Raw genomic sequence first — 25,777 nt, forward strand, 5'->3', positions numbered from 1 at the left:
CACTTTTTAACGACATTGTCTTTTTAACATTTGTAATATAGGCTTTATTGTCACTCCCTTATTAAAGCATTTTTCTAAAGTTTTAGTACCTATTATTTCATTTATTTCCCGTTTCACACGTGGGTCCATCTCCTCTAGCGCCATTTGTATAATGCCTAGTGTCACATAAAGTGCTATACTTTCCTCTTGATCTAGCATATCTTCATATTGATCAATAATTTGGGTAGTAGCCTCCTGAATGGTATACCCTTCTTCCATATACACATCCCATTCAGCTTCAATATCCTCAGCAAAACCAAAGTTTAACATTTCTCCTAAATCTGACATTCTTACCCCTCCAACCACTTTTACTGTATATGTATTATAGATATTTATTAAATATTCCTTTTTATAGTTGCATTTTGATCTAATATGTACTAAAATAAAAACATAATATTAATTATTATTTAGGAGTGATTTTATGCTTTCTACAGCAGGGTTGCTACGTGAGCGTCATTTAAAGGTTACGCCACAGAGGCTTGCGATTTTTCATATGCTTTCGCATACCAATATTCACCCAAGTGCTGAAATGATTTATAATAGTTTACGTGAGACACATCCAACTATGAGTCTTGCAACAGTTTATAAGACTTTAGATGCACTTGTAAAAGCTGAACTTGTTCAGCAAATCAATGTAGGGGAAGATTCTTTTAGATACGATGCAAATATAACTTCACATCCGCATATTATCTGTACTTGTTGCCATCAAGTATTTGATTTAGAAGAAGATGCATTACCAAATTTAAAAGCACTTGTTTCAGAGAAAACACACTTTAAACTTTCTCATGAGCAACTTTATTTCTATGGCGTTTGTCCTGATTGTCAAGGATCCGTACATTAAAAAATAAAATAACCTCATCCAATATCTATATCGGATGAGGTTATTTTATTTTTCTCACTTTAAGTGTTTTTTTACAAATACTTCTATTCTTGCAAGTGCTTCTTTAATAACTTCTATAGAATATGCATAAGATGCCCTTACAAAGCCTTCTCCGCTTTCTCCAAAAGCTGTACCTGGTACCACTACAACACGTTGGTCCATAAGCAGCTTCTCACAGAATTCTTCGCTAGTCATCCCCATACGTTTAATACACGGAAAGACATAAAAAGCACCTTTAGGCTCGAAACAGGATAAACCCATACTTCTAAAGCCATCTAACATAACACGTCTTCTCTGGTCATAAGCCTCCCGCATTTTTCTTACATCTTCATCTCCACTTCGCATAGCCTCAATACCTGCATACTGACTTGTAGTAGGTGCACACATAATAGCAAATTGATGTACCTTTGTCATCATACTAATAATAGGTGCAGGCCCTACTGCATACCCTAATCTCCATCCAGTCATAGAATAAGCTTTTGAAAAACCACTAAGTATCACCGTACGCTCATACATACCTTCAATATGAGCAATGGAAACATGTTCTCCTCCATAGGTAAGCTCTGCATAGATTTCATCTGATACAACGATAATATTTTTATCTCTTAAAACCTTGGCAATAGCCTCTAAATCTTCTCTTTCCATAATGGCACCTGTAGGATTGTTTGGAAAAGGTAAAATAAGAATTTTAGTTTTAGGTGTAATAGCCTTCTCAAGTTCATGGGCTGTAAGCTTAAAATCATCTTCTTCCCTAGTTGGTATAGGTACAGGTACTCCACCTGCTAATACTGCACAAGGCTTGTAAGAGACAAATGAAGGCTCCGGAATAAGCACTTCCTCCCCTGTTTCAATAAGAGTACGTATAGCTAAATCTATTCCCTCACTTCCGCCTACTGTTACAAGGCACTGTTTAGTCGGTGAGTATATGAGATCAAATCTTCTTTGCATATAGCGGCAAATCTCTTGTCTAAGATCAAGAAGCCCTGCATTAGCAGAATATACTGTCTTACCTTTTTCTAAAGAATAAATTCCTTCTTCTCTCACATGCCAAGGTGTATCAAAATCAGGTTCTCCTACCCCAAGTGAAATAACATCTCCTATTTCATTGGCTACATCAAAAAATTTTCTTATCCCTGAAGGAGGCATCTGTGCCACCTTTTTAGCAATCATATCTTCTATTCTCATGGTGATACAATCATCCTTTCATCTTTTTTAATTTCTTCAAAGATGACACCATGATCTTTATATTTGTTTAGTACAAAATGTGTCCCTGTACTTAATACGGCATCTAATGGTGCAAGCTTTTGTCCTACGAAAAGCGCTACTTCTTTCATGGTTTTGCCTTCTATAATAACAGTTAAATCAAAACCACCTGACATGAGATAAACAGCTTTCACTTCACTGAAACGGTAGATACGTTCGGCAATTTTATCAAAGCCTTCACCTCTTTGAGGGGTCACTTTAACCTCTATAAGGGCTGTCACTACTTCCCTATGCTCTACTTTATCCCAATTAATAAGTGTTTTATAACCACATATGATTTTGTCCTTCTCCATCTCTTTAATAGAATCTACTACTTCCTGCTCTTCTAAACCTAACATAAGTGCTATATCGGCTGCACTATATCTGCTATTCTGTTCAAGCAATTCTAATATTTTTGTTTTCATTTTAAACTCCTCCATCACCCATTATTGTATTGTAAAAACATACATTGTTACGTGTACTCTTTTTAACTTGATACATAGCTTCATCTGCCTTCTTTATAACATCCTCTATATGCACATCGTCATCAGGATAAAAAGCCCCACCAATACTTACCGTAATTCTACTAGCGTCAGATATCATTTTTTTAAAATCATACTGCTCAATATACTTGCATAAATCATATGTTTTTTCTTCTAACCAGTTTTTTTGTATACTAGGGATAATCACTACAAATTCCTCTCCTCCATACCTTATAACAAGACTTTCTTTTGAGAAAGTTGCTTGTATAATATGAGAGACTGTTTTAAGTACTAAATCACCGGTAGCATGCCCATATCTATCGTTAAGACTTTTAAAATGATCAATATCTATAAAGAGCACACCTATACATCCCCCTATATGCTTTATCTTTTTTTCATAACGAGGTAAGACCTCCTCCATATAGTGGCGTGTTTTAGCACCTGTTAACTGGTCATAAATAGCTCTTGTATGTGCTGTCTCTAACTTTTGAAGCTTAAATAATACAATACCTGCATGATTTACAATCTCATTAATATGTCTGCACGTATCTATTTCAAGTCTATCTTGTACATTAATGAGTATGAGTCCACATTCTTTATTATCTTTCATAAGGTTAAACATATAGACATACTTCTCATGGTTTCCTGGCAAAATCGTATAGGTATAATCTAGTCCATCTCGTTTATCGTTAAGTACAATAGGCTCAAAGTTTAGAATACAGTTTTTATATGCTTTATATTCCCTAATATTCTCTATTTCTTTTTGCACATAAACCATTTTAAATGGTATGCTACTATCTCCTATACCTCTATTGAGTAATACCTCTTCATAAGTATACATTTTAGAATTACTTTCTATGCCATTTTCATCATATAAAATAATACCTATTCCAGTCTCTTCTATGAGTTTATATATATTTTTAAGCAACTCACTTACTACTTCTTCTAATGTAATGGCTTGATAAATAGCAGTATTCATACTATAGAGATTCGTTACACTCTGATTAATTATTTTAAGCTGTTGCACTTCTCTTTGTAATCGGCTTATCTTTTCCCTAGACTTTTTGTGCTTCCTAACTATGTAATAAAACCAATAACTTATTAAAATAATGATGGCAACACTCATATAAAAACGCTGTATTTTTAAAGCATAAAAGTATTTATAAATGCTCTTATAAACAAAAAAAGTATTTCCTAACAAACCTATAATAAGTAAGGCTGTTACTATACTGCTCTCATATCTTATAAAAGCTATAATCCCAAGTAAAATCATAAAGAAATAAACAAATCCATTTCCATATTGACTCATCACATAAGCAAATAGGTCAAGTATTATTAAATCTACTAGCCATTCTATAATCCCAAGATAATATTGCCTTCTATAGGTTGTCCCATATTTTTTGCATAATTGATAAATAGACGCAGTCCATACTGAAGTCATAACACTCAGAGTACTTACACTTTCAAATAATGATTCGTTATAATACATGTCTGTTTCTAAGTTAAATACTATAGAAAAAATAATAATATATCTAAATAGACAGAGTGATTGTTCCAATTTTATAAAATCTTTCTTTTCAAGTAACATCCCCTACCCCCATTTAATAAATCATTATAGTTGTGTGTATTATAACATATTTTCAGACAATTATATACCAAAATAATCCAGAATTACAGAAAAAGGTGTCAATTTTATCAATTGACACCTTTTTCTTATTTACTTTTTGGGTTAGAAAGAAGAGCCGCAAAATATCCAAATACAATGGCAGCTGTAATACCTGCCGCTGTAGCTTTAAGACCTCCTGTTAAAATACCCATATATCCTTCTTTAGCTACTTCATCCATGGCGCCTTTAGCTAGTGCATAACCAAATCCTATAATAGGTACAGTCGCACCTGAACCTGCCCAGTCTACAAAAGGTTCATAAATACCTAATGCAGTTAGTATTGCACCAGCTACTAGGAAGATAACCATAATACGTGCTGTCATAAGCTTTGTACGATCCATAAGAATTTGGCCAATCACACAAAGTAAACCACCTACTACAAAGGCTTTTATAAGATCTATTGCAAAATCCATGTACTTTCCTCCTCTTATTCACACCAGATGCTTACAGCATGTGCAATTCCTGTAATGTTGTCACCTTGCTGAGTAGAACATAGACTCATTAACGCACCTGTTGGTACAAGTAAGATTTTCTTTAATTTTTTATCTTTTAACTGTTGATAGAAGTATCCTGAAAATAAAGATGCGCTACATCCGCAACCACTTCCTCCAGCGTGTGTATCCTGAGCCTGATTATCAAAAATTAATAGACCACAGTCTTGATGTACTGCAGATATATCTGTTCCTAATTGTTTTGTAAGATCCAATAATATATCTGTTCCACATTGACCTAAGTCCCCTGTAATAATAGCATCATAGTCTTCTGGTTTTTGATTCGTATCTTTTAGATGAGTCAAAATCGTATCAGCTGCTGCTGGTGCCATAACAGCTCCCATATTAAATACATCTGTTGTATTAAAATCTACAATTTTGCCTGTTGTAATGCTATGAATTTTGGGTCCTGTACCTGTCTTACCTAAAAGTACAAAACCACTACCTGTTACAGTCCACTGCTGTGTAAGTGGTCTTTGCCCACCATATTCAAGTGGATAACGGAACTGCTTTTCAGCTGTACAGTAATGACTACTTGCACCTGCAATTACATAATCCGCATAGCCACCACCAATAATAATACTTCCAAGGCTCATAGATTCTCCCATTGTAGAGCAAGCACCGTATAAGCCAAAAAACGGAATATTAAAGTCTTTAATACCATCTTGTGTACTATTAATTTGATTTTCCAAATCACCACAGAGAATATATTGAATATCTTCCTGCCTTTTGCCTGACTTTGTAAGAAGGCCTTGTACTGTTTGCTTAATTAACATACCTTCTGCTTTTTCCCAGGTTTTCTCTCCAAGTAACTCATCTTCTAGCACTGTATCAAATACGCTTCCCATAGGCCCTTGCCCTTCTTTTGGACCTACTGTACTATAAGTTTCTAAAATAACAGGTTTATTTTGAAAAACAATTGTTTGTTTACCTAGATGTCCCATATGAATCCTCCTATAAGAAATAATAAAGGATGCCCACAATTACACTTGAAATTGTCCCAAATACAATAACAGGTCCTGCTACTGTAAAGAGTTTTGCACCCATTCCAAAAATGTAGCCCTCCTTTTTATATTCCATTGCAGCACTTACCATAGAATTTGCAAATCCTGTAATAGGAATGATACTACCAGCACCTGCATAGTTACCGATTTTATCATAAAGATTAAGTGCTGTTAAAATGGTACTAAGTAAAATAAGCGTTATAGTGCTTAATGTACCTGCATCAGGTTCTGAAAACCCTATATAAATAAATCCTTCTGTAATAAGCTGTCCGATTAAACAAATAGTGCCACCTACCCAAAAAGCTTTAAAAGAATTTTTGAGTACTTCATTTTTAGGTGAATGCTTATCTACGACAGTTTGATAATCCTTTTTGAGTGTTGAAACATCTGCCATATAATTCAGCTCCTTTATAAGTTAATGAAATCCTGGATATAAGTAATAAAATAAAGTTCCTATCATTTTACCGAATGCAAAGGCTAAAACGGCCATGTAAGCGCCTCTTTTAAGCTTTAATCTACTTTTACTAATAGGAATTACATCTAAAATCTCTGCTATTGCAATAGATAAACAGCCTACAAATACGCCAAAAGCTAACCCAAAGAAAGCAATAATTATTTTAGGAATAGGGAGGTAAATATCCCATATATATAAAATAGTTCCTGTTATAACACCTAATAAAGATACATTTGCAAAGGCAAAGTAATGCAATGTTACTTTTGCTTTTGTGGCAAGTCTTGGAATAATACCAATAGCATTAATAAAAGATAGAATACCCGTTGAAATAATAATCCCTGTTGCAAAACCCCATAGTATACATACTCCTGCATAAAGTACACTCATTCTTCATACTGTCCTCTCTTTTCAGCTATTAAGGTATCAATAATTGTATCCTCTACCTTGGTTTCATATTCATTGATTTCAACTTGTATAGGGGTAGGATCTTCTGTAAGTTTCTTTGTACCAATATGGTTATAAAATACAATAATCCCAAGAGGCATCCCAATGGCATAAGGAACAGTCAGCCATGCGGGGCTATCATTAATTTCTCCTGTAAAAACTTTGTATAAAGTCGTAAAAGTTTTAGCCATAGATACGTCTGTTTGATAGGCCATAATAGCTACTGTAGCACCTGCAAAAACAATGATACAAACTAAAATAAGCTTTACCCATTCCCATACTGGATGTGGCTTAGGCTTAACAGGATTATATTCAATGACCCCATCCATTTCCCCCACATTTTGCACAGATATATCTGGATACTCCTTATGAATAGCATCTATAATGGTAATAATACTAACTACAAAATGTGTGAGTTTCGTAACTTGTGGTTTAAAAAGACAGATGCTCTCAATCTGAGATTTAAGATGTTTAGGTGCACTTATATCAGCAACATCTTTAATTTGTATTTGCCTTTTCCCCTCAATTTTATTGTTTTTATAAGGCTTGATATAAATCTCCTGCATTTACTCACCTCTTTCTTCTATAAGCCCTATAGCATGAGATTTGTATAAAGTTATTATGATTTTATTTTGCAAAAATATACTTATTTGACACAACAAAAAGCCGTAACCCCCTCATAGAGGAGACTACAGCTAAAAAGAACTTTTATAACTCAATAGGATTATATTTCTTCTTCACCAATGAAATCCTTTATAAATGTTGATAAACGATGATTATGAGGGCTCTTCTGGAATTTTAGCTCTTTGTACACTTCCTTGTACCTCATGTACGTGTCTTTGTTGCTCTTCGTTATTGAAACAACTCATTTCTAATTCTTCCTTGCCTAAAAAGATTCCATCTCATCACTCTCTTTAAACCAAAAAAGGGTAGCTAAGCTACCCTTCTAAATAAAAAATTTTAAAACTCTCTTATTCTATCTTTCCGATATCCGTTCTATATAGTTCTAGTGTTGGAGAATCGATAAACATACTGATATACAATGGTTTTTAATTTTTATAAGTAGTAAATTAAGTATTATTTTAGATATTATATGAAAGTAATTTACCCATTTTTTACCCAATTTTACCCTAGATAATTTGAGGTAAATATACCTTATATAATTAAAGTATAGAACACCTAAAAACTACTTGCTATCCTTAATAGATTACCAACATAAATGATATAATAAACGCCCTAGCCTATAAAAGCTAGGGCAACCTTCTATAAAATAGAATTTGTATTCAGTTGCAGAAATTCTACCCGTTTACTCATTAATGCTTAGAAACTTAATAGGTGCTTCTAAAAAAATCCTCACCTAATGATGAGGTCATTTAATCTTAAAGCTTAATGATGACTTTTCATACATGTTTTTATCGGTATTAAGACCAAATATACGGACCCATTCTACATTAGATAAATCATGGTTGGATTCTAAAGTTATTTTTAGAGAGTCTTTATTCTTATTCCTAGTATATAACACGTTAAAGTCTTTTATCTTACTTCCATCTGTATTATACCCCCAGAATTCTACCTCTTTGTTCTCACTAAATAAATAATAATAGAAATCACTATCTCCATCAAAAGGTATTTCTAAATCTAACATTATTTTATTATCTTCCTTAGTTGCATTGTTTACTATTGCACTTGTTGCTTGCGTTCCGTCTCCAAAAAGATATCCTAAACCGTACTGACCTGGCATCATATTTTCATAAGCATACTTGTTAGAACTCTTAATAAGATTACCTATTGCACCGACTGATATCAAACAAATAATACATAAAAGCACTATTGTTAACCATTTGCTCTTTTTTATTTCATCAAGTAAATACTTCATACCATCACCTTTATAAAGAAACATTTTTATCTTCATATATATTTACAGTTTCTCTAAACCCATATCTGTAAATTCTATCTCCTATTATACAGCTAAATACAAATACTAATAATCCTAGTAATACCCATGGATTGAATAATAGCCACATAATTCCGCCTATAAATCCACCTTCTACTACTAGGCCTCCTAATAGCAGAAGCAAACCTATTAGAATAAAAAGAATTCTTTTCATATTAATCTCCCCCTTTTTATAAATATATTATTATAAATTTCGAAATAATACAATCTCTTTATGTAAAATAGAGTTTACCAAAATTTCAAGTAATCTCTATCTATTTTATTGCACTAAAAAAGTAGGTGTAGCACCTACCTAATGATTACTTATACAGAACTGCATACTAAATCTAAAAAATAAAATCCTATAGTTAAGCTAATTAGTATACTTGCTCCTGTTATCGTTATTGCTCTTAACTGTTCCATAAGAAAAGACCGCGCTCCTTTGTAGGAATATGGCCTTTTGTTTTATATTCTAAACGGATGATATTTTTATTGAAATAACTATTCTGTTGATTAGAATTTTTATATACCTACTAAAGTTTTTGTTCCATGAACATACTACGAGGCTTCATTCCCATACTCTCATAGAATTTAATTGCTGCATCATTAAAAGACCAGACCATCAGTTCCATAACATCATAACCTTTTTCTTTTGCTGTTAGTTTCACCTCATTAAACAAAGTTCTCCCTATGCCTAAATTCCTATATCTCTTATCTACACATAAATCCTCCATATAAGCTACTTTTCTCGCCTTTAATAATGGATTCTTGGAAGGTTGCCTTAAAGTTACAATACAAAATCCCACAATTTTATCCTCTATCTCCGTAACCAACGAAATAGTATTAGGATCTTTCCTAAGAAAATCAAAATACTCCCTATCAAATGCATCAATATCATTATAAATATCTGGACGATTTGCTACATGTAACTCATGTACTTGACAAACTAATTTATGAATTCCTTCAAAATCATGTTCTTGTATTTTTCTATTTAACATATTTCCCTCTATAAATTATCTATTTTTTCTTACTCTAAATATTATCACACTTTTATAATTAAGTCAGTATTGTTAGTAAAAAAAGAAGGATAGGTCTCATTAGGACTTATCCTCGAATGATTTTTTAATTTTATTCTTAAAACTAGACGGCAACTTTATCATCTTCTTGATCCACATACTATGTACTATACGGAACCCATTTCGGATTTTTATAAGAGCTAAAGAATCAATGAACCTATTATCGTGATTACAAAAATGAAATTGCTACAATCACTATGATTTTCACTACTTTCAATTAGCTATATAGTCATCCTAGTGGTATTATAAATCTTATAATTTTTTACTATTCTAATACAGTATTATAATTTTTAATTTTTTATTTAGCCTTATTTGAAATATCCTATGTGATTTATGTTTATCTCATTTTTAATTTTACTTTTTATCACTAACTTGTATAAATCTACTACAGTAACTTAAAATAGCGTACATATTATTAAAATTCAATATCCTATTTGATTTTATTGTTATCCTCCTCATTAAATTCCCAATACTTAAATTCATTTTTAATTAATAAAAGCATTTTATAATGTAGGTTTATAAATAAAAAAAGTAGGACCATAGCCCTACTTCATTATTCTCTATTCAGATTTCCAGTAATATCATCAATTAAATCCATAATCTGCGAGTAGTTTTTAATTTAACCTTTAACTACCTGATGGCTCTTAAGCCACCCGCAGAATATTATGAATATAATTCATAATATTACTGCCCGTACCTGTTATTTATACAGTATGTATACCATAACAAGTATAATAATAATGTACTTCATCATACTAGATAGTATTAAATAAACCATCTTAAGTAGCTCTAGAACATCTTGCATCTTTTTCACCTCCTTTATCACGTCAGGAGATACTGGAAGTATATCAAATAAAAACCACATATGTCAATATGTAAATCACTACAAACAAATAAAATAGTAGGCCTATAGTGAAGCCTAATTGATATACTTGCTCAAATTATTATTATTTTTAATTTTATTGTAAATAGGCCACGCTCCTTTATGTGAGTATGGCCTCATCCTTCTACATTTTAAACAAATGATATTTTTATTTAAAACTAAGTTTTCACATGGTCTATCTAAAACTATTCTTTTATGGGAAATATGTTATATGTAAATTACTAATATTATTGTAGTTACTATCTTGATTAGCTATGTAATAAATCTTATTTGCAACTATATCTGCTGCTCGCACTAGTAATTTAGAGTTAGAATTACAGTATTGTAATTGCACATCTTTTAACTTCGTAAATATTGGTGGATAGAATATACGATAATTATAATTATATGTACCAATTTTAAATTCTTGCTCTAGTCCTTCTTTTAATTCATATAGACCATTAGTTGCTGTAGTATGTTCGTCAACATAAAAATAAATTCTCTCTACTTTATCTGGAGAGATTAGTTTGTCTAATATTAATTTTTCTAATGCCTTTTTTACAGCTAATTTATATACAAAATCTAAATATCTCTGTTTATCCTTTTTGCTATGAAATATATTGTCTAAAACTTTTTCCTGTCTAACTACTGCTCCAAACTTAAAGCAATTATTCAATGAACGAAACAACTTTCCTTTTTCTCCATTAGTTATATTGGTCGCTTTAAGTTCAAATTGCTTAGGAACCTTCTTCTTTGCACGTAATATTTTTTCTACTGCTGAATAGCGTCTAGACCATTCTTCCTTTGACTCACTTCCTAAAATTATTAATCCACCAAAAACGTAATATTTATTATGTACTTTATCAAGCACGCCTGATTCATCCGAGTAAATATATATATTCATAGATCTCTCCTACGTAAAAAAGCCACCCCAAAGGTGGCCTCATGCCCGACGACATTACATGTCGCTTAAACGTTAATTCGGTTACACGAGTATACAGCGTATTTCTACCTGCACTTATATTATATGCAAATTAGCGAAAAAACGCAACATTTTTTGATTAACAAATCAAAAATAATAAATATAGGCATACAAATCCGCCTTTAGGCAAAAAAATAAAGGCTAGAACCGAAGTCCTAGCCTAAATAACCACTAACCTTAACTATTAAATCTCTTACATTCTGCTCTGTATACTTCTTATCTCTCCAAATACTCGGGCTATTAATAATCTTAGCCTCTACCATCTTAGCTATTACAGTATCATAAGTGCTTACATCAAATAACCTAACACCTATCTTACTAATAAGTGCTGGCACATTCTTAAGGTTAATACTTGTCCATGCTGCAGGACTGCCAATGATACCTTCTAATACTAGATTCTGAACTGCTTTTTCATAGACTGTGTCTTTAGGATTATATTCTGGTGGTTTCTTTCCACTCTTTAAATCCTTAATAGACAACCCAAACGTATACTGAAAGTGAGGAGCATCTTTAAATCCGCTCCATCCACCTCCCCATTCAAGACCAATCGATTGCCCTATATTTCCGAGTTTATTAAGAAATGCACTATCATACTCTGCCCCCTTCTTATTCTGAATACAGTCAAAAGCTAATCTCCAGTTATGATAAGATGTCATGTCCCTACCTGTGGCATTAGTCACTATCTTACCTGGTCTTGTTCTGCCCTGTGCATATAAATAATCCTGTCTTTCTGGACTTCTATATGTGTCTATAATCTTAACATTTAAACCTTGCTTTTTAGCTTCTTGTAGTAGCTTCTCAGCTAATTCTTTTACCTTTGGGTGTAATTGGTTAATATCATCGCATCTTTCAATAGACATCCTATTCACCTACTTTCATAGACTGTATTTCAGTTAAATTTTCAAGCGCTTCTTCTGGTACTATAGTCGTACCTGCACCTACCGAAATGCTATTTGTAATACGGAACTTTGCCTGGTTATTTTTAGATAAGTATTCCTTCATTTGAAGAACTGCAGCTTCTATATATTGATCTATCTGTTTAGTAGTAAACAATAACTTCATGATAGGTGGTAACTGCTCATAAATCCATGTTACTACGGCGCTATACTTCAATTCACCAGTGCCACTGCCGTACAGTTCTTCAGCTTTACATACAAGGTAGAAGAGCATTTCTTTAACTTTACTCTCATAACCTTTTCGTACAAGAAAAACACAACCTACTACAAAAACTATTACTGTTAAAATATCGTATAAGTTAGCTTTAATAAATTCTAACATTCCACATCGTCCTCTCTTTGTCTAACTTGATTTTTACTTAAGTTTTCCTTCTCTGATTTCTTAAGATAGAAACTTATTACAACACCCGTTTCCGCAAATACCGCAGGTATAAGATAAGCAAGCGCACTTGTATCTCCCGTTTTCCACATCAAGGCCATTGAAAACAAAGTGACTATAATGCAAAAACTAAGCACTATAGCCACAACGACTTTACTGTATTCTTTTTTCTTTTTATTGCTTACCCATTTAAGCCCCATGTCTTCCCTCCAAATTGTCAATGCGTTTATGAGCACTTTTAGCGCTTTCTTCTACACGTACAAGCCTCTCTGCAAAGTTATCCATCTTATTGTCCATTTTGTCTAGTTGAACTAATATAGAGGCATTTCCTTGCTTAATAGTTGAGACATCTGTCTCTGTAATAGCTTGTTTAGCCCCTTCTCTTTTAACCCTATCCCTATTGCTTATTAGCTTATCTAGTATATTCAGTACAGTAAGGATAAGACTTATAACTGTAACTATTAACGCTAATTCCATACTTTCGCTCCTTTTTAATAAAAAGGCATAAAAAATAACACTATTTCTAGTGCCTTCTCTATGCCTTATTCAATTTAACAAATCAGTCTTTTATTTTATTCTACTTGTACTTCTTCGTTTGGTAGTTCTGGTTCTAATGGTGCCATTTCTACTGGTGGTGCATATACACTTCTAGCCAACAATGTTAACTCCGTGTATTGCTCAGGTGTAACATCTTGGGTCACTTGAAATGCTTTTAAAATTTCAACTGCCTCATCCTCTGTTGGGTAGTACTTTGCTGTAATAAACTCTTTCATTGTTTCATATACTGCTAATTGTTTACCTGTCATTACTTAATCACCTCTTCAATTTTATTTACGCTCTTAGCGTATGTTTCATCTACAAAAGCCGTGTTAACTGGCTGTGTATTCGTTTTTGCTTCTACTGCCTCTAATCTAGCTGTTAACTCTGCAATCCTATCAACTGGTAAAGTCACTTTAAAACTACTTGCTTTAACTTTACCCCCAACTTCTAGAATATTAGTTTTATGGGTTAGGATAGTAGGTACAAGTTCTTTTGGAATGTGATTTACAATAGGAGTTTCTAATTGATATATTACATACACGTCATTGTTTGTTAAATACTCTTTTAATTTATCTACTGTATCAGCAACTGAGTTCTCCAATTTAACATAAATTCTTCCATCTGTGTCATATCCACTGACACTTACATTGAACTCAGTTGAATTCTTGTCAGTCGGCAGCATATTACACACAATATTTGTGTTCCCTAGTTTCTTAGTTTTAACACCTTTTGTTCCCTTAGCAAAGTCAAGACTATAAAACCTTGTGATAGTTCCATTTGTTGTAGCTGTAGCCCATGTTAAATTATCGGATAATTTTTCTTTAATTGCATTCTGCGTATAAACCACGCTTCCATCTTCTAGTATTTCTAAAGTATTTTTCACATCACCAACTACGCCAAGTGAAATAACTTTTTTATTCGCCTTATCTTCTTCGCTGGCATAGATGGGGTATTGCTGACCATTGTTTGAGATAATAGCTTCAGTTGACACCAGCCCAAATGGTGCAAAACCTTTGACTACTTTAGTTAAATCCCCTTCAAAGACACATGACCTATATGTTATACTTCCACTAGTAGAATCCGCAGTTAAAGCATGCCTTATTATTTGACTAGCGCCAGATAAGTTTGCCTTACTTCTAAGTTTAACTATGAAAATTCCAGTCTTACCTGCAGGAACTGAATCATTAGTATCCATCATCATATTTGATGTATTTATGTTGACTAATTTAAAATCTCCATTTAATGTGTTCGAAATAACTTCGGTTACTAATGTGTAATCAGAAGAGGGTTTAACTAAACCCATATCACTTATAGCTAACGCAACTTTTATAGTTCCATCACCTACAGCAGTTCTAAATCTATCATCAACATTGGCAATACATTTAACAGTTTGACCTTTAATTTGAGCATTAACAACCCTTGCTTCAATGCCATTGTTAACTTCTAAACGACCTCCGTCTACACTCGTAAACTCTTTACCCATCGTTTTAAGCACGCCCATATACTCTTCACGTAAAGTGCGGCCTGTTGACATCTCTACGCAATCTTCACTAGATGTGAGTCTTAAAATACTTGTTTTACCTGTAGAATCTATTGTGTGAAGTTGTGAGATAGACGGTGAGCTATTGAGGACTGAGAAAGTGTGTTGGATTTCATTCTCGCTTAAGACCTTTTCATAAAACAACGCTCCATATAAGATTCCTGTCGTGATGTTATCATCTTGAACAGAACTATATCTAATAACAGTGCTCTTGTTTTCTAAGGTCATAGCTAGCGATGTACTCCAACTGTTTATACTCAATACAATTCTAGAGCCTATCTGTCTAATGGCTATATTAAGCTGCTTAACATCTGATGATATACGAGTATCCATATATTGTATTGCACCAGATGGGGTTAACTTATAACCCACCCTATAACTAGAAGTATGAGCATTATAGTGCACAAGCAATCTGTATGAATCTATTGTGATTATATAGTTTGTGGTGTCATCTATCCCATAAGATGCAATTAAAGTAAAGTCGCCATTTATAGTAAGCACTTTGCTTAAGGCCGATCCATTTAACTTAGTGTAAGGTACGCTATCAATCAACCCATCTTTCACCACTTCATTCTCAATAAAATCAAATTTTGTGTCATTGCCATCTAGCGTAACTTTTTGAGCCAATTCTTCTTGTGTAACAACACTTTCAGCTCTATCTAATGCCTCTTGTGCACTTTGTGCTGCTGTATTTGCTTTAGGAACTAGATCGTCACAAATAGCTTTTGCATTATTAGCTATTTTAAGTGCCTCACTGGAAACCTTGTCCGCATTAGAGACATTAAGTATCATCTGTTGAAGTATAGAGTAATTTGCATCAGCTTGAACAGTATTGTCATCCATTAAACTCTTGCGAACAGTATATTTAAACGTTGGAGTAGTAAGTCTCATAGTTTGATTTGTAGCATCATAGATTTGTAGTTCTGCGAATACATGCCCTACTTCTGTAAACATACTTTGTAACAATACAATTTCTGCTTTACCATTATTCGCATCAGATATCGTACAATCTTGCTGTTGTCCATTTATAACCATTCTTACAATGCAGTTTGATAGATTATAAGGTGTTATTCTATCTTCTAGTAAACTGAATGTTATTTGACACATTCCAAAATCTTCTGTCGTGAACTGTATAGCCGGTGCATTAAGTACCCCCATATAAATGTCCATCAACACTTCATAATTCTTAGGCTTCATATTCTAGCAGCCCTCCTTCCTAATATAAAAGTTTTCCTATTATGATAATCGAACCACTGCTATAGTCAATGTAAACCCTGTCACCTCTATTAACTTGTGCTAGGCTATTGTAATAAATATCAACTTCTTGCTCATCTGGCCCATCTATTTTTATTTTCACGCCTTTACCTGGTGCTACATCTAATACTGTTGCATACCTTGGTTTCATTCCAATCTCACCAACCTTTTACATACATGTTGCATTTTTGCTCCTGCTTTTAATGTGATGCTGTAGCTTTGCTCTACAAATATACCTCTTAAGTCTTTGTGCCTTAAATCTAATATATCGTTAACGGTATGCGTAGGCATATTAAGTGTTTCAAACGTCACCTCTTGCTCTACCTGCACCGCGTTAAAAGCTAATTTTCTTACGAGATTATCTAACTCTGTCTGATTTGCAATGTTGTCCACGGTATCAACGTCTACAATTTTTTTACCATGTCTACGCTGTATCGAAAAGATACTTGTGGGGTCCGTGTTGGTGTAAGTACTACTAAGCATTCCTAATTGTGGGTGGCTTACTATACGAGTTATCACATTAGGTATGTTATAGTAGTCCATCTTTTTACGAGGTGTCCCCAAGATAATAGACATTTCATTGTCTTTATAAGTGTTCGTAACATTCAATGGACTAGGTTCTACGTATTTCTTGCTGACAAACCAACCGTTAGCATCTGTCATAAGGCTTGTATAGTTGATTTGTTCTGCGAAATAGTTAAACCATTCAGCCTTATTTTTCGTATAATCGCATACCACGTCAGCAGTAAGTACTAAGTCAGTAGCTTGAATATTGATTTTGGTAATACCACAACTAATTAAAAAGTATCTAAGCACCTCACCATAGTTAGTACCTTTTAGAAATAGTTTAGGGCTATCTAGCTTATCCTGCTGTACACTTATGACTTCATCGTAGCAATTCGCATAGCATATACCATCTTCTACAATTGGAGTAAGCATTAAAAAAACACCTAAGCTATACCACTTAAGTGCTTTATTAATTCTTATCCCCATACAAACTCGTAGCTTATCATTTAGATAATCTACTCTATCATCTTCTGTAAATTCAAGTGTTGCATAACGCTTAATCACCTTATCGTTATATACGTTAATCGTACCATTTTTAAGATACAGGTCACATTTTTTACTCCCATAATAATCGAGCAGTTCCAATTTGTAATATTCTTCTCTCGCTCCATACCTACAAAGGAGCGCATCTAATTCAGATTTAGTTAAATTATTCATAGCCTACACGCTCCTTGTAATCTACTACCATTGCACTAATAGTACCCTCATGGTCGCTCAAGATACTGTTACGATTGTATGGCAGAGATGGTATGACGAAAAATACTTTTTCTGAATGATCTCTATAGCAAAATACTTCCCTGCGGTGGAACATTTCAATCAGTTTATCCAAGCTATCGCATTGTAGCAAGTTTAGACTGATATTTTTACTTTGATGTTCGCCGAATACTGCTATAGGATAAGGTCTACCACTAACTTCAATAAGTGTACATTCTAACCCTAAGTTAGCATTGAACCTATCACTTGATGTGAAGAAAGCACAGTTGAGTTGGTCGTCTAACTTATCTACAGTAGCTAATACGGACCTATTAATTTCTACATACTCATAGCTTCTATTACTGTCTTTGTAGACATCCGATGCATTTATACCTCTGATAACATAAATGCAATCTTTGTGAGGTGTGTAATCAGTATAGTATGTGTTAGTAGTCTTTGCGATAACCTCATTGTTTCGTATAATATAAAACTTCGTAAATTTATTGTTTGGGTTATCCCATCTTAATTCTACGGTATTTTGTACGCTTATACTTGATAGCTTGATAACCGTGTTTTCTGTAGCATTGATAGTGATTTGTTTCGTGCCCCACTCACTCTCTAAGCTGTATTGATTCATTACCTTAACTCTTACAGTGTAGCTACCATTAGCCAAGTAGTCATTAATTTTGTGACTTACATACAACCCATTATTCCAATCTGTACTATGGATAATCTCACTACCTTTTAGTAGTTCAAGGATATAGCTTTGTTGGTCTTGTGTGTCCCATGTGATAGTAGGTCTACTTGTCGTAAAAGTACTACTACTTGTAATAGTTGGGATAGGTGGTCTACCTTGTACGATCCATTCAGCTTTTTTTGTTACATGTTTTTCTACGCCTGAGCTCGTACGGTATGTTACAGTAAGTACCATACTATGCTTACCTGTTTGAAGTGCACCTGCTATTAAGATTTTTTCTTTTTCAGTCGTACCTGTATAAGTTGTACTTTCGTCTATAACCAGCTTCCATTTACTTTGATTTTGAGATGTCCACCATACTCGAGTAGGGTTATCACGTTCAGTAATAACACCGTCGGGTTCAAGTACCCCAATACTTGGTAATGTTTCGGTGAGCGTTGAGGTGATTTCTTCCCAGTTGGTCCATCTATCTTTAAATGCTACTCTTACTCTAAATCTGTGAAGACCAGTAGTGAGTGAGTTGTTAGGGATAGATACGCTTATAGCTGTAGTTCCGCTGTAATTTTTTACTTTGGTATCACCTTTATAAATTTCAACCTCATATTTTTGCTGATTGGTAGAACTCCATGAAAGAGATAAAGCCAAGTCTATATTGCTACCACTCAAATTAATATTATCTAAGGTTGCTACTATATTTTTTAAGGTTACTGTTTTACTTGCGCTGTTAACATATCTATTAGAATAGGCAACCGTAACTTTAATAACTTGCTGTCCTTCGGTCAGTTGCTCTGCAGGAATAGTATAGCTAGTCGCTGTAGTTCCTGTGTATGTTTTTACCACTTGATTAGATTTTAGAACTTCTACTTTAAATTGCTGTTGATTGCTAGATTGCCAACTTACCTTAATAGGATTTTCCCAGTAGTCACCTTCTACAAGTAAGTTTGAGATGGTTGCTTCAATATCCTTTAATGTTAAGCTTCTAGTTTGATTATTTACAAATCTATTCGCATAACCTACCCAAACTCTAAATACATGTTCGCCTTTTGAAAGATGTCCTGCTGGAATAGTATAATGCTTTGCTGTAGTCCCTGTATATGTTCTAAAAACTACATTCTCTTTCAATACCTCAATCTTAAATTGCTGTTGGTCTGTACTTTGCCATGATAAGTTAATAGGTGCTTCCCACAGGTCTCCAGATACAAGTAAGTTAGAGATAGTAGCTACTACATCTTTTAATGTTATGTTTTTAGTGGTATATGCACTCCAAGCATCACCAGCACTGCCCGTATAAGCTGTTCTAACCCTAAACGTATGTTCACCAGCACTAAGGGTACTAGCAGGTATTTTTAAACTTGTGGCTGTTGTACCAGTATAAGTTTTTACTAAAGTGTTGCCTTTGAGGATTGTTACCTCGTACTTATGTTGGTTGGTACTTTGCCAACTTAGAGATATTTCTCTCTCCCAAAACTCTCCTGCAACAATCAGATTTGAGGAAGTTGCTGTAATCCTGGTTAGAGTTTTAGTAACCTCTTTAGTAACCCACCTGTCAACGTTGCCATAACCTGTATAAGCAACTGACAACTTAAATACAGCAGAACCGTAAAACGCTATACTCTTAGCAGGTATCGTATAAGACTTCTGGCTATCACCACTAAATGTATTTTTAACTACACCAGCTTGTATAACTTCGATTTTCCACTTACTTTGGTTTACCGAGCTCCATGTGATAGGAATTGCATAGTCAATATTATCAGCATTAACACTTAGTTCTGATATACTAGCTGTAATATCTTTAAGCCTAAGCGATACCTCTTGCCAACCAGAATAGTATCGAGTACCACCATAATCTCTATAAACTCTAACTTTTACACTTGATGGTAATGTACCGCTGAAAGTATTAGCAGGTAATGTGAAAGATGTTTCAGTGCGACCAGTACCGTTCCTGATTCTTTGGTTATTATAATAAGCTTCCCACTCATAGCCTTCTTGATGAGTAGAACGCCAGTTAACAGTAATAGGTTTTTCCCAATAATCACCTACAGTTGCTAAATTACTAATTGTAGGATTGCTTACTGTTAGATTATCTAACTTAAACTTTAAAAAGGACGAGTCTGAACCTTCATTTAATTTAGTAGGCCCATTACTTTCTAGCAATAATCCTGCGTATACCCAAACATAATATTCTAAAGACAAGTCTGTAATCGTTCCTGCGGGAATATCTACAAATGTTCCATTACTTGCGCCTTTAAATAATTCAACGTATTCTTTTCCGTTATAGCTATCAAGTTCAACGTATATCCCATTAACATTATCTGTTCGGGTTACTCTAATTGCCTTGTCTACTTCACTACCCGTTATTGTTACTTGCCCGCTTTTTACACCTGCTATTTCTTTAGTGCGAAACTCTGTACCTATAACAACAGGAGTATTGTAATTTGCTGTTCCACTCGTTATGGTTGCATCAAGATTCCCACCATTAGAGTTTAAGTAGTTTATAAAAGAAGTAGGATTAATAGCGATACTTAAATCTTGATAGATATTTCTACTTATTGTATCTTCATACCTAGACGTAAAACTTCGGTTAATTATTTGATTATAAACAGAAACAGTCGCATTTACAGTCTGGTCCTTTTTTACATTGTGTACCAATATACTTAATGATGAAATTTTAGAGGTGTTACCTTTGTCAATAAGTCCGTTGTTATAGTCATTGATAAACTTTTGAAAGTTCATTCTACTTTTAGTAGATGATAAATCACTATTTACCGTACTAGGATTAAACATTACATGTGCCATGCTATCCCTCCTTTCTTTACACTAGTCCACCACGAGCAAGCATTTGCTGTTCACTTGGCAGCATCTTAATAACTCTCTCTACTTTCTGAATAGCACTAATGAGGGTATCTAGTCTATTTTCTACTCCACTATTATCTGCTATATTGTTAAACATTTCCCTTGTTTCGTGGTTGTTCACAATTTTAGCCCCTCTTTCCACGAACATTAATTCAGGGCCTACCTCATTCATACGGGTAAGTCCACCACTGAAATATGAAGTACCGTTCGCATTTCTTGGTACATAAGAAATAACTGTTCTACCGTTTTCAGTACTAGATTGCATACGGTATTTCTTTTCAATCTCTGCTCTACGTTTTTCGTACTCTTCGTCTTTTTCAAGCTGTTTATTAAGCATCTTCTCATGCAGTGCTAACTTCTCTTGAATTTTCTTTTCTTCTCTTAAAGTTCCACCGTTGTACTGTTCCCTAAGCTGTTTTTCATACTCTGACATTTGCTTTTGGAAAAAAGATTTATATGCTTCACTTATACCATTGAGACTATCCTTTGCACTCTCTTCCATACCATTAAAAGTGTCTTCTACGCTAGTGGCAGCATCACCCATAGCATCTTTTGTGGCACTAGCCATATCTTGCATTTCGTAAGTTACTGTTCCACTTGTTTTCTTACCTATAGAAGAAATGCTATCCAATACCTCGTTAGATTTACCACGTACAGACTCTAAGATACTGTTAATACCACCGGCTATCCAGTTAATTACAGTCAGCACCCCCTTAAAGGGTAGAGTAATTATTTTTATAGCTTCTGCAAATGATTGCACTAAATTACCCAGTAAGTTTCCAATAAGCCTTATCAATTCCTCGTTGTCGTTTATGAACTCTGCAATATGCTGTTTAAAGCTTGTTAACCCTGGTAAAAAACCTTGGCCGAAAGCATTACCTGCGTTTTCTATAGCTAATTCTAATTGTTTACTAGCATTAGCGTAACCATCAGCAGTTCTAATAGCATCTCCTTGCGCGGTCTTAGTATTTTCTAAGATATAATTGTAACGTACAAGTGCTTGCTCTGCTTGCGTTAACTCTTTCCATTGCTTATTAATGCCTTGTGTAAGCATATAGGCTTCTAAGTTAACTTGTGTCATAACTACACCAAAGTTTTTCATTGGCTCTGTCTCGCCTGTAATAGCACTTCTTAAAGCGTTAAAAGCTTCCTCAGAACTCTTATTCCACAATGAACCTAAGTCACCTGATAGCTTTGTTAAGTTAATAGACATATCCTCTATAACGTCTATGCCTAAGCCACTTGGTGTAAGAACTGCTCCTAGCGTACCAGCAAACTTTTCAGCCTCTAATCTGCTTAAGTTAAAAGAGCTTGCATTTTCTTTAGCCCATTTAGAGACATTATTCTCTTTGCCAAAAACAACCTCTACTACGTTGGCACTTTCTTCTAGGTCACTTGCAGTTTGTACAGCCTGTTTACTAAAATCCCATAATGCAGATATAGCCTGTTGTACAGCTTGTACAGCTAAATTTACAAGGGCCATGGAAAGCCCTGCTACTGCACCTTGCATAAAACTACTCATTCCAGCTCCACCACTAAGTGCACCGCCTAAATCACCTAATTTCATGCCAAACACACTGGCATTACTCATTCCGTCTTTAAATGCACTAGCTAATCTACTAAATGAACTAACACTATTGTTGTTTTCATTTATAGCCTTTTGTTGTGAAACTCTAATCTCAGCATTTGCTTTAGTCATAGCTTCACTCATAGTCATGCCACTAGCCTTATACTGATGTGCTAATTTCATGATTGAGCTTTGCATCTCTTTATTACTCATAAGTGTACTTTGAGCTGTATTCTCAAAAGACTTTTCGGTGCTATTAATTGTTTCATTTACACTTCTTAGGTCACTTTTGGCTTTCTCTGACCCCTCGACTACAACGCTTGCTTTAAGTGTTCCTAAGTCTAAACTAGCCATTATCTTCATCCTTTCCGTATTTTTCTCTTAACTTATCAACATCAGGAGAAGTACATGTATAACGTATATTGTCTTTAAGTATCTCAAGGCCTTCTTTAGTCTTAGAATAATCATTTATTTGTTTAAGCTTTTTCAATATCTCAAACTCATCAAATGGAATATACTTAACCTCTTCATAACTCATATTAAGAAATTGTGCCATTTGAACGTATTCCCACATAAGCCGTTCATCATCCGTTGTAAATAGTGGAGATATGTCTAACCCATCACTTTTATGTTTTTTGGATATAAGCAATGGGTTATCTAGTTTGGGTTATTAAGAGACTTTGTAACAAATTCCAAGTAAGCTTTAAAAATCTGGGTTTGTAATGAGTAATCAATGTCAAGTTCTTCAAGTTGCTCTGCTGTAAACATCTTTTTACTCGTGTTATTACTTAAAATCTTGGCAGTGATTCTCTCGAGCATTTCTACCATTTTCTCAAAGTCTGTTTCTTGTGCCATTTTTAAATCCGCTTTATTTAATTCGATAAGTAGCCCTTTAGATGGGTTTTTAATGCAAACTATCTCACCATCTAATAATTTAATATCTAACGTTTCCTGTGCTAGTACGCTTAAATCTAACATTGTACATTCCTCCTAATATAAAAATAAAGACTAGGTGTAAACCTAGCCTTATGCAGCAAGTTCTTTTTCTTCTTTATAAGTAACAAGTGTTCCTTCATCGTCTTGACTAATCGCGGTAAATTCAGCATCAATTACCGTTTCATTCTCTGGATCAAATGCAATTGTAAAGCCGTTTCTACTTGTACCCACAATAGTGAGTTTAATATGTTTTCCTTTATCTGTTGTGTGTACAAAGTGAATAATATAGGACTTGCCATCTGCATGTTTCTTCCCACCAATTTTTACAATACGATAAGCGTTCTCTCGAGTAGGTTCTGTAACCCTAGCTGTTGCACATAATGCTTGCAACACTTTACCATTCCAAGCCAAGATACCACTTTTAAAGTTAACATTTTCTTTTGTTAGAAAGTTTTTAATCACAACCCCCATATCATCTGATACAACTTTCCACTCGTTTGTGTACTCTAAACTTGCCCCACCTTTTATATGTCCAATTTTATTGGCATCCACTTCAATTTCTGTGTCTTCTGGAACTTTGCCTGTAAACTCCATAATATACAGGTCCCCAGAACCAAGCTTTACATCATCTTTATCTGTCATTGTGGTGCTAGATGCAAAAAACTGAAGCTTTAATGGCATTAATAGCTTTTTAGCTTTCATCTGTTTACCCTCCTTGTAATGTTAAAGGTAGCCTTTTGATAGTACATGGTCTTATTCCCCACGACATTCTTAAGACTACCTCCACCGTTTTGTTCTACTTTTAAAACTTTATTTGTTAACTTTGCATCGCCTAATGTTAACAAAAGGCTCTTAGCACGTTCTATAATGGCTAAAGATTTACCTATAGAAAATCCTATAGCATCAATCATTAAAACATCTGTAGCCTTAATTCCATTGTCACTTGCAGTATAAAATTCATACACGATACACTCACTAACAGTTGAACCTTCACCAAATGGATAAATACCACTTACAAGGCTTTTCAGTTGTTCATCATTCATAAGTATCGCAATTACTTCATCCACTCAGTTCTAGCCCCCTCTCCTAAAACTTTTAAGATATTATTTCTATGTGCATTTACAGCAGTTAGAAGGTACCTTTTAGGCTTAATACCTTTTGTAGTGTGCCATTTACCTTTAGCATCCTTATAACGCCATGGCACCTCTTTTCTACCATTACCACTTATAGCATAAATACCTGTTCCTTCATGTCTATAAGGCGCATATTCTAATGTGTTACCTATAATGCCTATTTTGTTATTTACATCTATATCATGCTGAATATCTGCTCTTAAAGGACCATCGTCTACAGGACATTCTTCTTTGGCAGTATTCTCAATCATCTGGCATACCTTTTCTAACCCAGCTAATAATGCCTTATCTAAGTTATTAATAGCTTTCTCCATATTTTTACTAACATCGCCCACTAGACCACTTCCTTTAGATATACTTGGCTAAGTCTTGTAACTTCATTAGGCTGTTTTTCTACTGTGTAAACTTTATCTAAAATTCTCAGTACATGACCTTTCTTAAGCCCCCTAAAAGATGTAAGACCTAAGTGTGTAATCTCTCCATATTCGATGCTATTTTTAATATTAATCGTATCTACTACATTAATTGCAATATTGATAGTTGCTATCATGGTTTCATCTTGTGAAGGTGCACCCCATTCATCTGTTTCACCATCTTTTTGCCATACTGTACACCTTTGCATCTGCCGATTAATCATTAGAGCCACCTCTTTTTAACAACCTATGAGCGTATAGATCACGTTTAGTTTCATTAGGTATATCTTCTACATAGGTTTCAGAAACACCACTATATGATTGAGATTTTAGCCCCTCTGTACCCTTACGATTATAGAGTATAATGGCTAAATCTATTACTTGGTTTTGTAATTCTTTTTCTACATAAGCTTTATCTCGCTTAGTAAAGTTCATTACTTTATTGATAGCCTTATCAATATACCTTTGTAATAATGGCTCCTGTGTCTCATCAGCACCAAGTTCTAATTTTAATAGTTCAAGTGTATTCATTCTCTCACCATCCTTAAGAAAAAGGTGAAGGAATTATTCCTCACCCTGCTGTTCTTTTTTAGGTTTACGTTTTTTAGGCTTTTCAATCTCTTTTTCTTGCTTTACTTCTTGATCTAGTTGCTTTTCTTCTCGATTATGATACCTTCTTAACAACATCTAATCC

General features: G+C 34.1%; 32 protein-coding genes. 1 reads left to right on the plus strand and 31 read right to left on the minus strand.

The window, feature by feature from the left end; translation table 11 throughout:
- Nucleotides 1–6: 6 nt before the first annotated feature.
- Nucleotides 7–327, minus strand: coding sequence for a hypothetical protein (locus tag ACLTBU_RS01910; RefSeq protein WP_320649701.1), 321 nt, complete (start codon nt 325–327; stop codon nt 7–9).
- Nucleotides 328–460: 133 nt separating this feature from the next.
- Here ACLTBU_RS01910 and ACLTBU_RS01915 point away from each other — a divergent pair, with 133 nt between their 5' ends.
- On the plus strand, nt 461–880 hold the full coding sequence (locus tag ACLTBU_RS01915) for a Fur family transcriptional regulator (protein ID WP_177669361.1): 420 nt from the start codon (nt 461–463) through the stop codon (nt 878–880).
- Nucleotides 881–934: 54 nt separating this feature from the next.
- Here the strand turns inward: ACLTBU_RS01915 and ACLTBU_RS01920 are convergent, their stop codons facing one another.
- The 30 genes from ACLTBU_RS01920 to ACLTBU_RS02065 form a co-directional block, all read right to left on the minus strand.
- A complete protein-coding gene (locus ACLTBU_RS01920; protein WP_412217344.1) occupies nt 935–2,098 on the minus strand; it encodes a pyridoxal phosphate-dependent aminotransferase in 1,164 nt (387 codons plus the stop codon).
- 2 nt (nt 2,099–2,100) lie between these two features.
- Nucleotides 2,101–2,586, minus strand: a complete 486-nt coding sequence (locus ACLTBU_RS01925; protein ID WP_177669357.1) for an Lrp/AsnC family transcriptional regulator — start codon at nt 2,584–2,586, stop codon at nt 2,101–2,103.
- A 1-nt stretch (nt 2,587) separates the two neighbouring features.
- Nucleotides 2,588–4,231 carry a GGDEF domain-containing protein gene (locus tag ACLTBU_RS01930; protein ID WP_412217224.1) on the minus strand — a complete coding sequence of 548 codons (1,644 nt, stop codon included), beginning with the start codon at nt 4,229–4,231 and terminating at the stop codon, nt 2,588–2,590.
- Nucleotides 4,232–4,356: 125 nt separating this feature from the next.
- Nucleotides 4,357–4,710: a stage V sporulation protein AE gene (spoVAE, locus tag ACLTBU_RS01935; protein ID WP_177669985.1), complete on the minus strand. Its 354-nt coding sequence runs from the start codon at nt 4,708–4,710 to the stop codon at nt 4,357–4,359.
- Between the two features lie 26 nt (nt 4,711–4,736).
- Nucleotides 4,737–5,744 carry a stage V sporulation protein AD gene (spoVAD, locus tag ACLTBU_RS01940; protein ID WP_177669353.1) on the minus strand — a complete coding sequence of 336 codons (1,008 nt, stop codon included), beginning with the start codon at nt 5,742–5,744 and terminating at the stop codon, nt 4,737–4,739.
- A 10-nt stretch (nt 5,745–5,754) separates the two neighbouring features.
- Nucleotides 5,755–6,198 (minus strand): stage V sporulation protein AC, encoded by a 444-nt coding sequence (spoVAC, locus tag ACLTBU_RS01945; protein ID WP_177669351.1) that lies wholly within the window; start codon nt 6,196–6,198, stop codon nt 5,755–5,757.
- 21 nt (nt 6,199–6,219) lie between these two features.
- Entirely contained in the window at nt 6,220–6,645 is a 426-nt protein-coding gene (locus tag ACLTBU_RS01950) for a stage V sporulation protein AB (protein ID WP_177669349.1), read from the minus strand.
- Nucleotides 6,642–7,268, minus strand: a complete 627-nt coding sequence (locus ACLTBU_RS01955; RefSeq protein ID WP_177669347.1) for a stage V sporulation protein AA — start codon at nt 7,266–7,268, stop codon at nt 6,642–6,644. Before ACLTBU_RS01955 ends, ACLTBU_RS01950 begins: the two co-directional genes overlap by 4 nt.
- 803 nt (nt 7,269–8,071) lie before the next feature.
- Complete coding sequence (locus ACLTBU_RS01960) at nt 8,072–8,578, minus strand: hypothetical protein (RefSeq protein WP_412217225.1); 507 nt, start codon at nt 8,576–8,578, stop codon at nt 8,072–8,074.
- A 10-nt stretch (nt 8,579–8,588) separates the two neighbouring features.
- A complete protein-coding gene (locus ACLTBU_RS01965) occupies nt 8,589–8,810 on the minus strand; it encodes a hypothetical protein (RefSeq protein WP_412217227.1) in 222 nt (73 codons plus the stop codon).
- Between the two features lie 358 nt (nt 8,811–9,168).
- Nucleotides 9,169–9,633 carry an N-acetyltransferase family protein gene (locus ACLTBU_RS01970; protein ID WP_412217228.1) on the minus strand — a complete coding sequence of 155 codons (465 nt, stop codon included), beginning with the start codon at nt 9,631–9,633 and terminating at the stop codon, nt 9,169–9,171.
- Between the two features lie 1,154 nt (nt 9,634–10,787).
- Nucleotides 10,788–11,477 (minus strand): DUF3800 domain-containing protein, encoded by a 690-nt coding sequence (locus ACLTBU_RS01975; RefSeq protein ID WP_412217229.1) that lies wholly within the window; start codon nt 11,475–11,477, stop codon nt 10,788–10,790.
- A gap of 233 nt (nt 11,478–11,710) precedes the next feature.
- Nucleotides 11,711–12,415: a M15 family metallopeptidase gene (locus tag ACLTBU_RS01980; protein ID WP_412217230.1), complete on the minus strand. Its 705-nt coding sequence runs from the start codon at nt 12,413–12,415 to the stop codon at nt 11,711–11,713.
- Between the two features lies 1 nt (nt 12,416).
- Nucleotides 12,417–12,833 carry a hypothetical protein gene (locus ACLTBU_RS01985; protein ID WP_412217232.1) on the minus strand — a complete coding sequence of 139 codons (417 nt, stop codon included), beginning with the start codon at nt 12,831–12,833 and terminating at the stop codon, nt 12,417–12,419.
- On the minus strand, nt 12,827–13,090 hold the full coding sequence (locus tag ACLTBU_RS01990) for a hypothetical protein (RefSeq protein ID WP_412217233.1): 264 nt from the start codon (nt 13,088–13,090) through the stop codon (nt 12,827–12,829). The genes ACLTBU_RS01985 and ACLTBU_RS01990 overlap by 7 nt, the downstream gene beginning before the upstream one ends.
- Nucleotides 13,080–13,367, minus strand: a complete 288-nt coding sequence (locus ACLTBU_RS01995) for a hypothetical protein (protein WP_412217234.1) — start codon at nt 13,365–13,367, stop codon at nt 13,080–13,082. The genes ACLTBU_RS01990 and ACLTBU_RS01995 overlap by 11 nt, the downstream gene beginning before the upstream one ends.
- Nucleotides 13,368–13,462: 95 nt before the next feature.
- Nucleotides 13,463–13,696, minus strand: a complete 234-nt coding sequence (locus ACLTBU_RS02000) for a hypothetical protein (RefSeq protein WP_412217235.1) — start codon at nt 13,694–13,696, stop codon at nt 13,463–13,465.
- Nucleotides 13,696–16,167, minus strand: a complete 2,472-nt coding sequence (locus ACLTBU_RS02005; RefSeq protein WP_412217236.1) for a BppU family phage baseplate upper protein — start codon at nt 16,165–16,167, stop codon at nt 13,696–13,698. Before ACLTBU_RS02005 ends, ACLTBU_RS02000 begins: the two co-directional genes overlap by 1 nt.
- Nucleotides 16,168–16,186: 19 nt before the next feature.
- Nucleotides 16,187–16,375 (minus strand): hypothetical protein, encoded by a 189-nt coding sequence (locus ACLTBU_RS02010; protein ID WP_249333771.1) that lies wholly within the window; start codon nt 16,373–16,375, stop codon nt 16,187–16,189.
- Complete coding sequence (locus ACLTBU_RS02015; RefSeq protein WP_412217238.1) at nt 16,372–17,448, minus strand: hypothetical protein; 1,077 nt, start codon at nt 17,446–17,448, stop codon at nt 16,372–16,374. The genes ACLTBU_RS02010 and ACLTBU_RS02015 overlap by 4 nt, the downstream gene beginning before the upstream one ends.
- Nucleotides 17,441–20,977 carry a hypothetical protein gene (locus tag ACLTBU_RS02020; protein WP_412217239.1) on the minus strand — a complete coding sequence of 1,179 codons (3,537 nt, stop codon included), beginning with the start codon at nt 20,975–20,977 and terminating at the stop codon, nt 17,441–17,443. Before ACLTBU_RS02020 ends, ACLTBU_RS02015 begins: the two co-directional genes overlap by 8 nt.
- Before the next feature lie 16 nt (nt 20,978–20,993).
- Nucleotides 20,994–22,955 (minus strand): hypothetical protein, encoded by a 1,962-nt coding sequence (locus ACLTBU_RS02025; RefSeq protein WP_412217241.1) that lies wholly within the window; start codon nt 22,953–22,955, stop codon nt 20,994–20,996.
- Complete coding sequence (locus ACLTBU_RS02030) at nt 22,948–23,157, minus strand: hypothetical protein (protein ID WP_412217242.1); 210 nt, start codon at nt 23,155–23,157, stop codon at nt 22,948–22,950. Before ACLTBU_RS02030 ends, ACLTBU_RS02025 begins: the two co-directional genes overlap by 8 nt.
- 101 nt (nt 23,158–23,258) lie before the next feature.
- Entirely contained in the window at nt 23,259–23,579 is a 321-nt protein-coding gene (locus ACLTBU_RS02035; protein WP_412217244.1) for a hypothetical protein, read from the minus strand.
- Nucleotides 23,580–23,627: 48 nt separating this feature from the next.
- Nucleotides 23,628–24,239, minus strand: a complete 612-nt coding sequence (locus ACLTBU_RS02040) for a hypothetical protein (RefSeq protein ID WP_412217246.1) — start codon at nt 24,237–24,239, stop codon at nt 23,628–23,630.
- Nucleotides 24,236–24,604 (minus strand): hypothetical protein, encoded by a 369-nt coding sequence (locus ACLTBU_RS02045; protein ID WP_412217248.1) that lies wholly within the window; start codon nt 24,602–24,604, stop codon nt 24,236–24,238. The genes ACLTBU_RS02040 and ACLTBU_RS02045 overlap by 4 nt, the downstream gene beginning before the upstream one ends.
- Complete coding sequence (locus ACLTBU_RS02050; protein ID WP_412217249.1) at nt 24,592–25,005, minus strand: HK97 gp10 family phage protein; 414 nt, start codon at nt 25,003–25,005, stop codon at nt 24,592–24,594. The genes ACLTBU_RS02045 and ACLTBU_RS02050 overlap by 13 nt, the downstream gene beginning before the upstream one ends.
- Entirely contained in the window at nt 25,005–25,307 is a 303-nt protein-coding gene (locus ACLTBU_RS02055) for a hypothetical protein (protein WP_412217251.1), read from the minus strand. The genes ACLTBU_RS02050 and ACLTBU_RS02055 overlap by 1 nt, the downstream gene beginning before the upstream one ends.
- On the minus strand, nt 25,300–25,614 hold the full coding sequence (locus tag ACLTBU_RS02060; protein ID WP_412217253.1) for a phage head-tail connector protein: 315 nt from the start codon (nt 25,612–25,614) through the stop codon (nt 25,300–25,302). The genes ACLTBU_RS02055 and ACLTBU_RS02060 overlap by 8 nt, the downstream gene beginning before the upstream one ends.
- Before the next feature lie 33 nt (nt 25,615–25,647).
- Nucleotides 25,648–25,770 (minus strand): hypothetical protein, encoded by a 123-nt coding sequence (locus ACLTBU_RS02065; protein WP_337528817.1) that lies wholly within the window; start codon nt 25,768–25,770, stop codon nt 25,648–25,650.
- Nucleotides 25,771–25,777 lie beyond the last annotated feature (7 nt).

The sequence above is a fragment of the Zhenhengia sp. genome (assembly GCF_046966505.1).
In the GTDB taxonomy this organism is placed as follows: domain Bacteria; phylum Bacillota; class Clostridia; order Lachnospirales; family Cellulosilyticaceae; genus Zhenhengia; species Zhenhengia yiwuensis.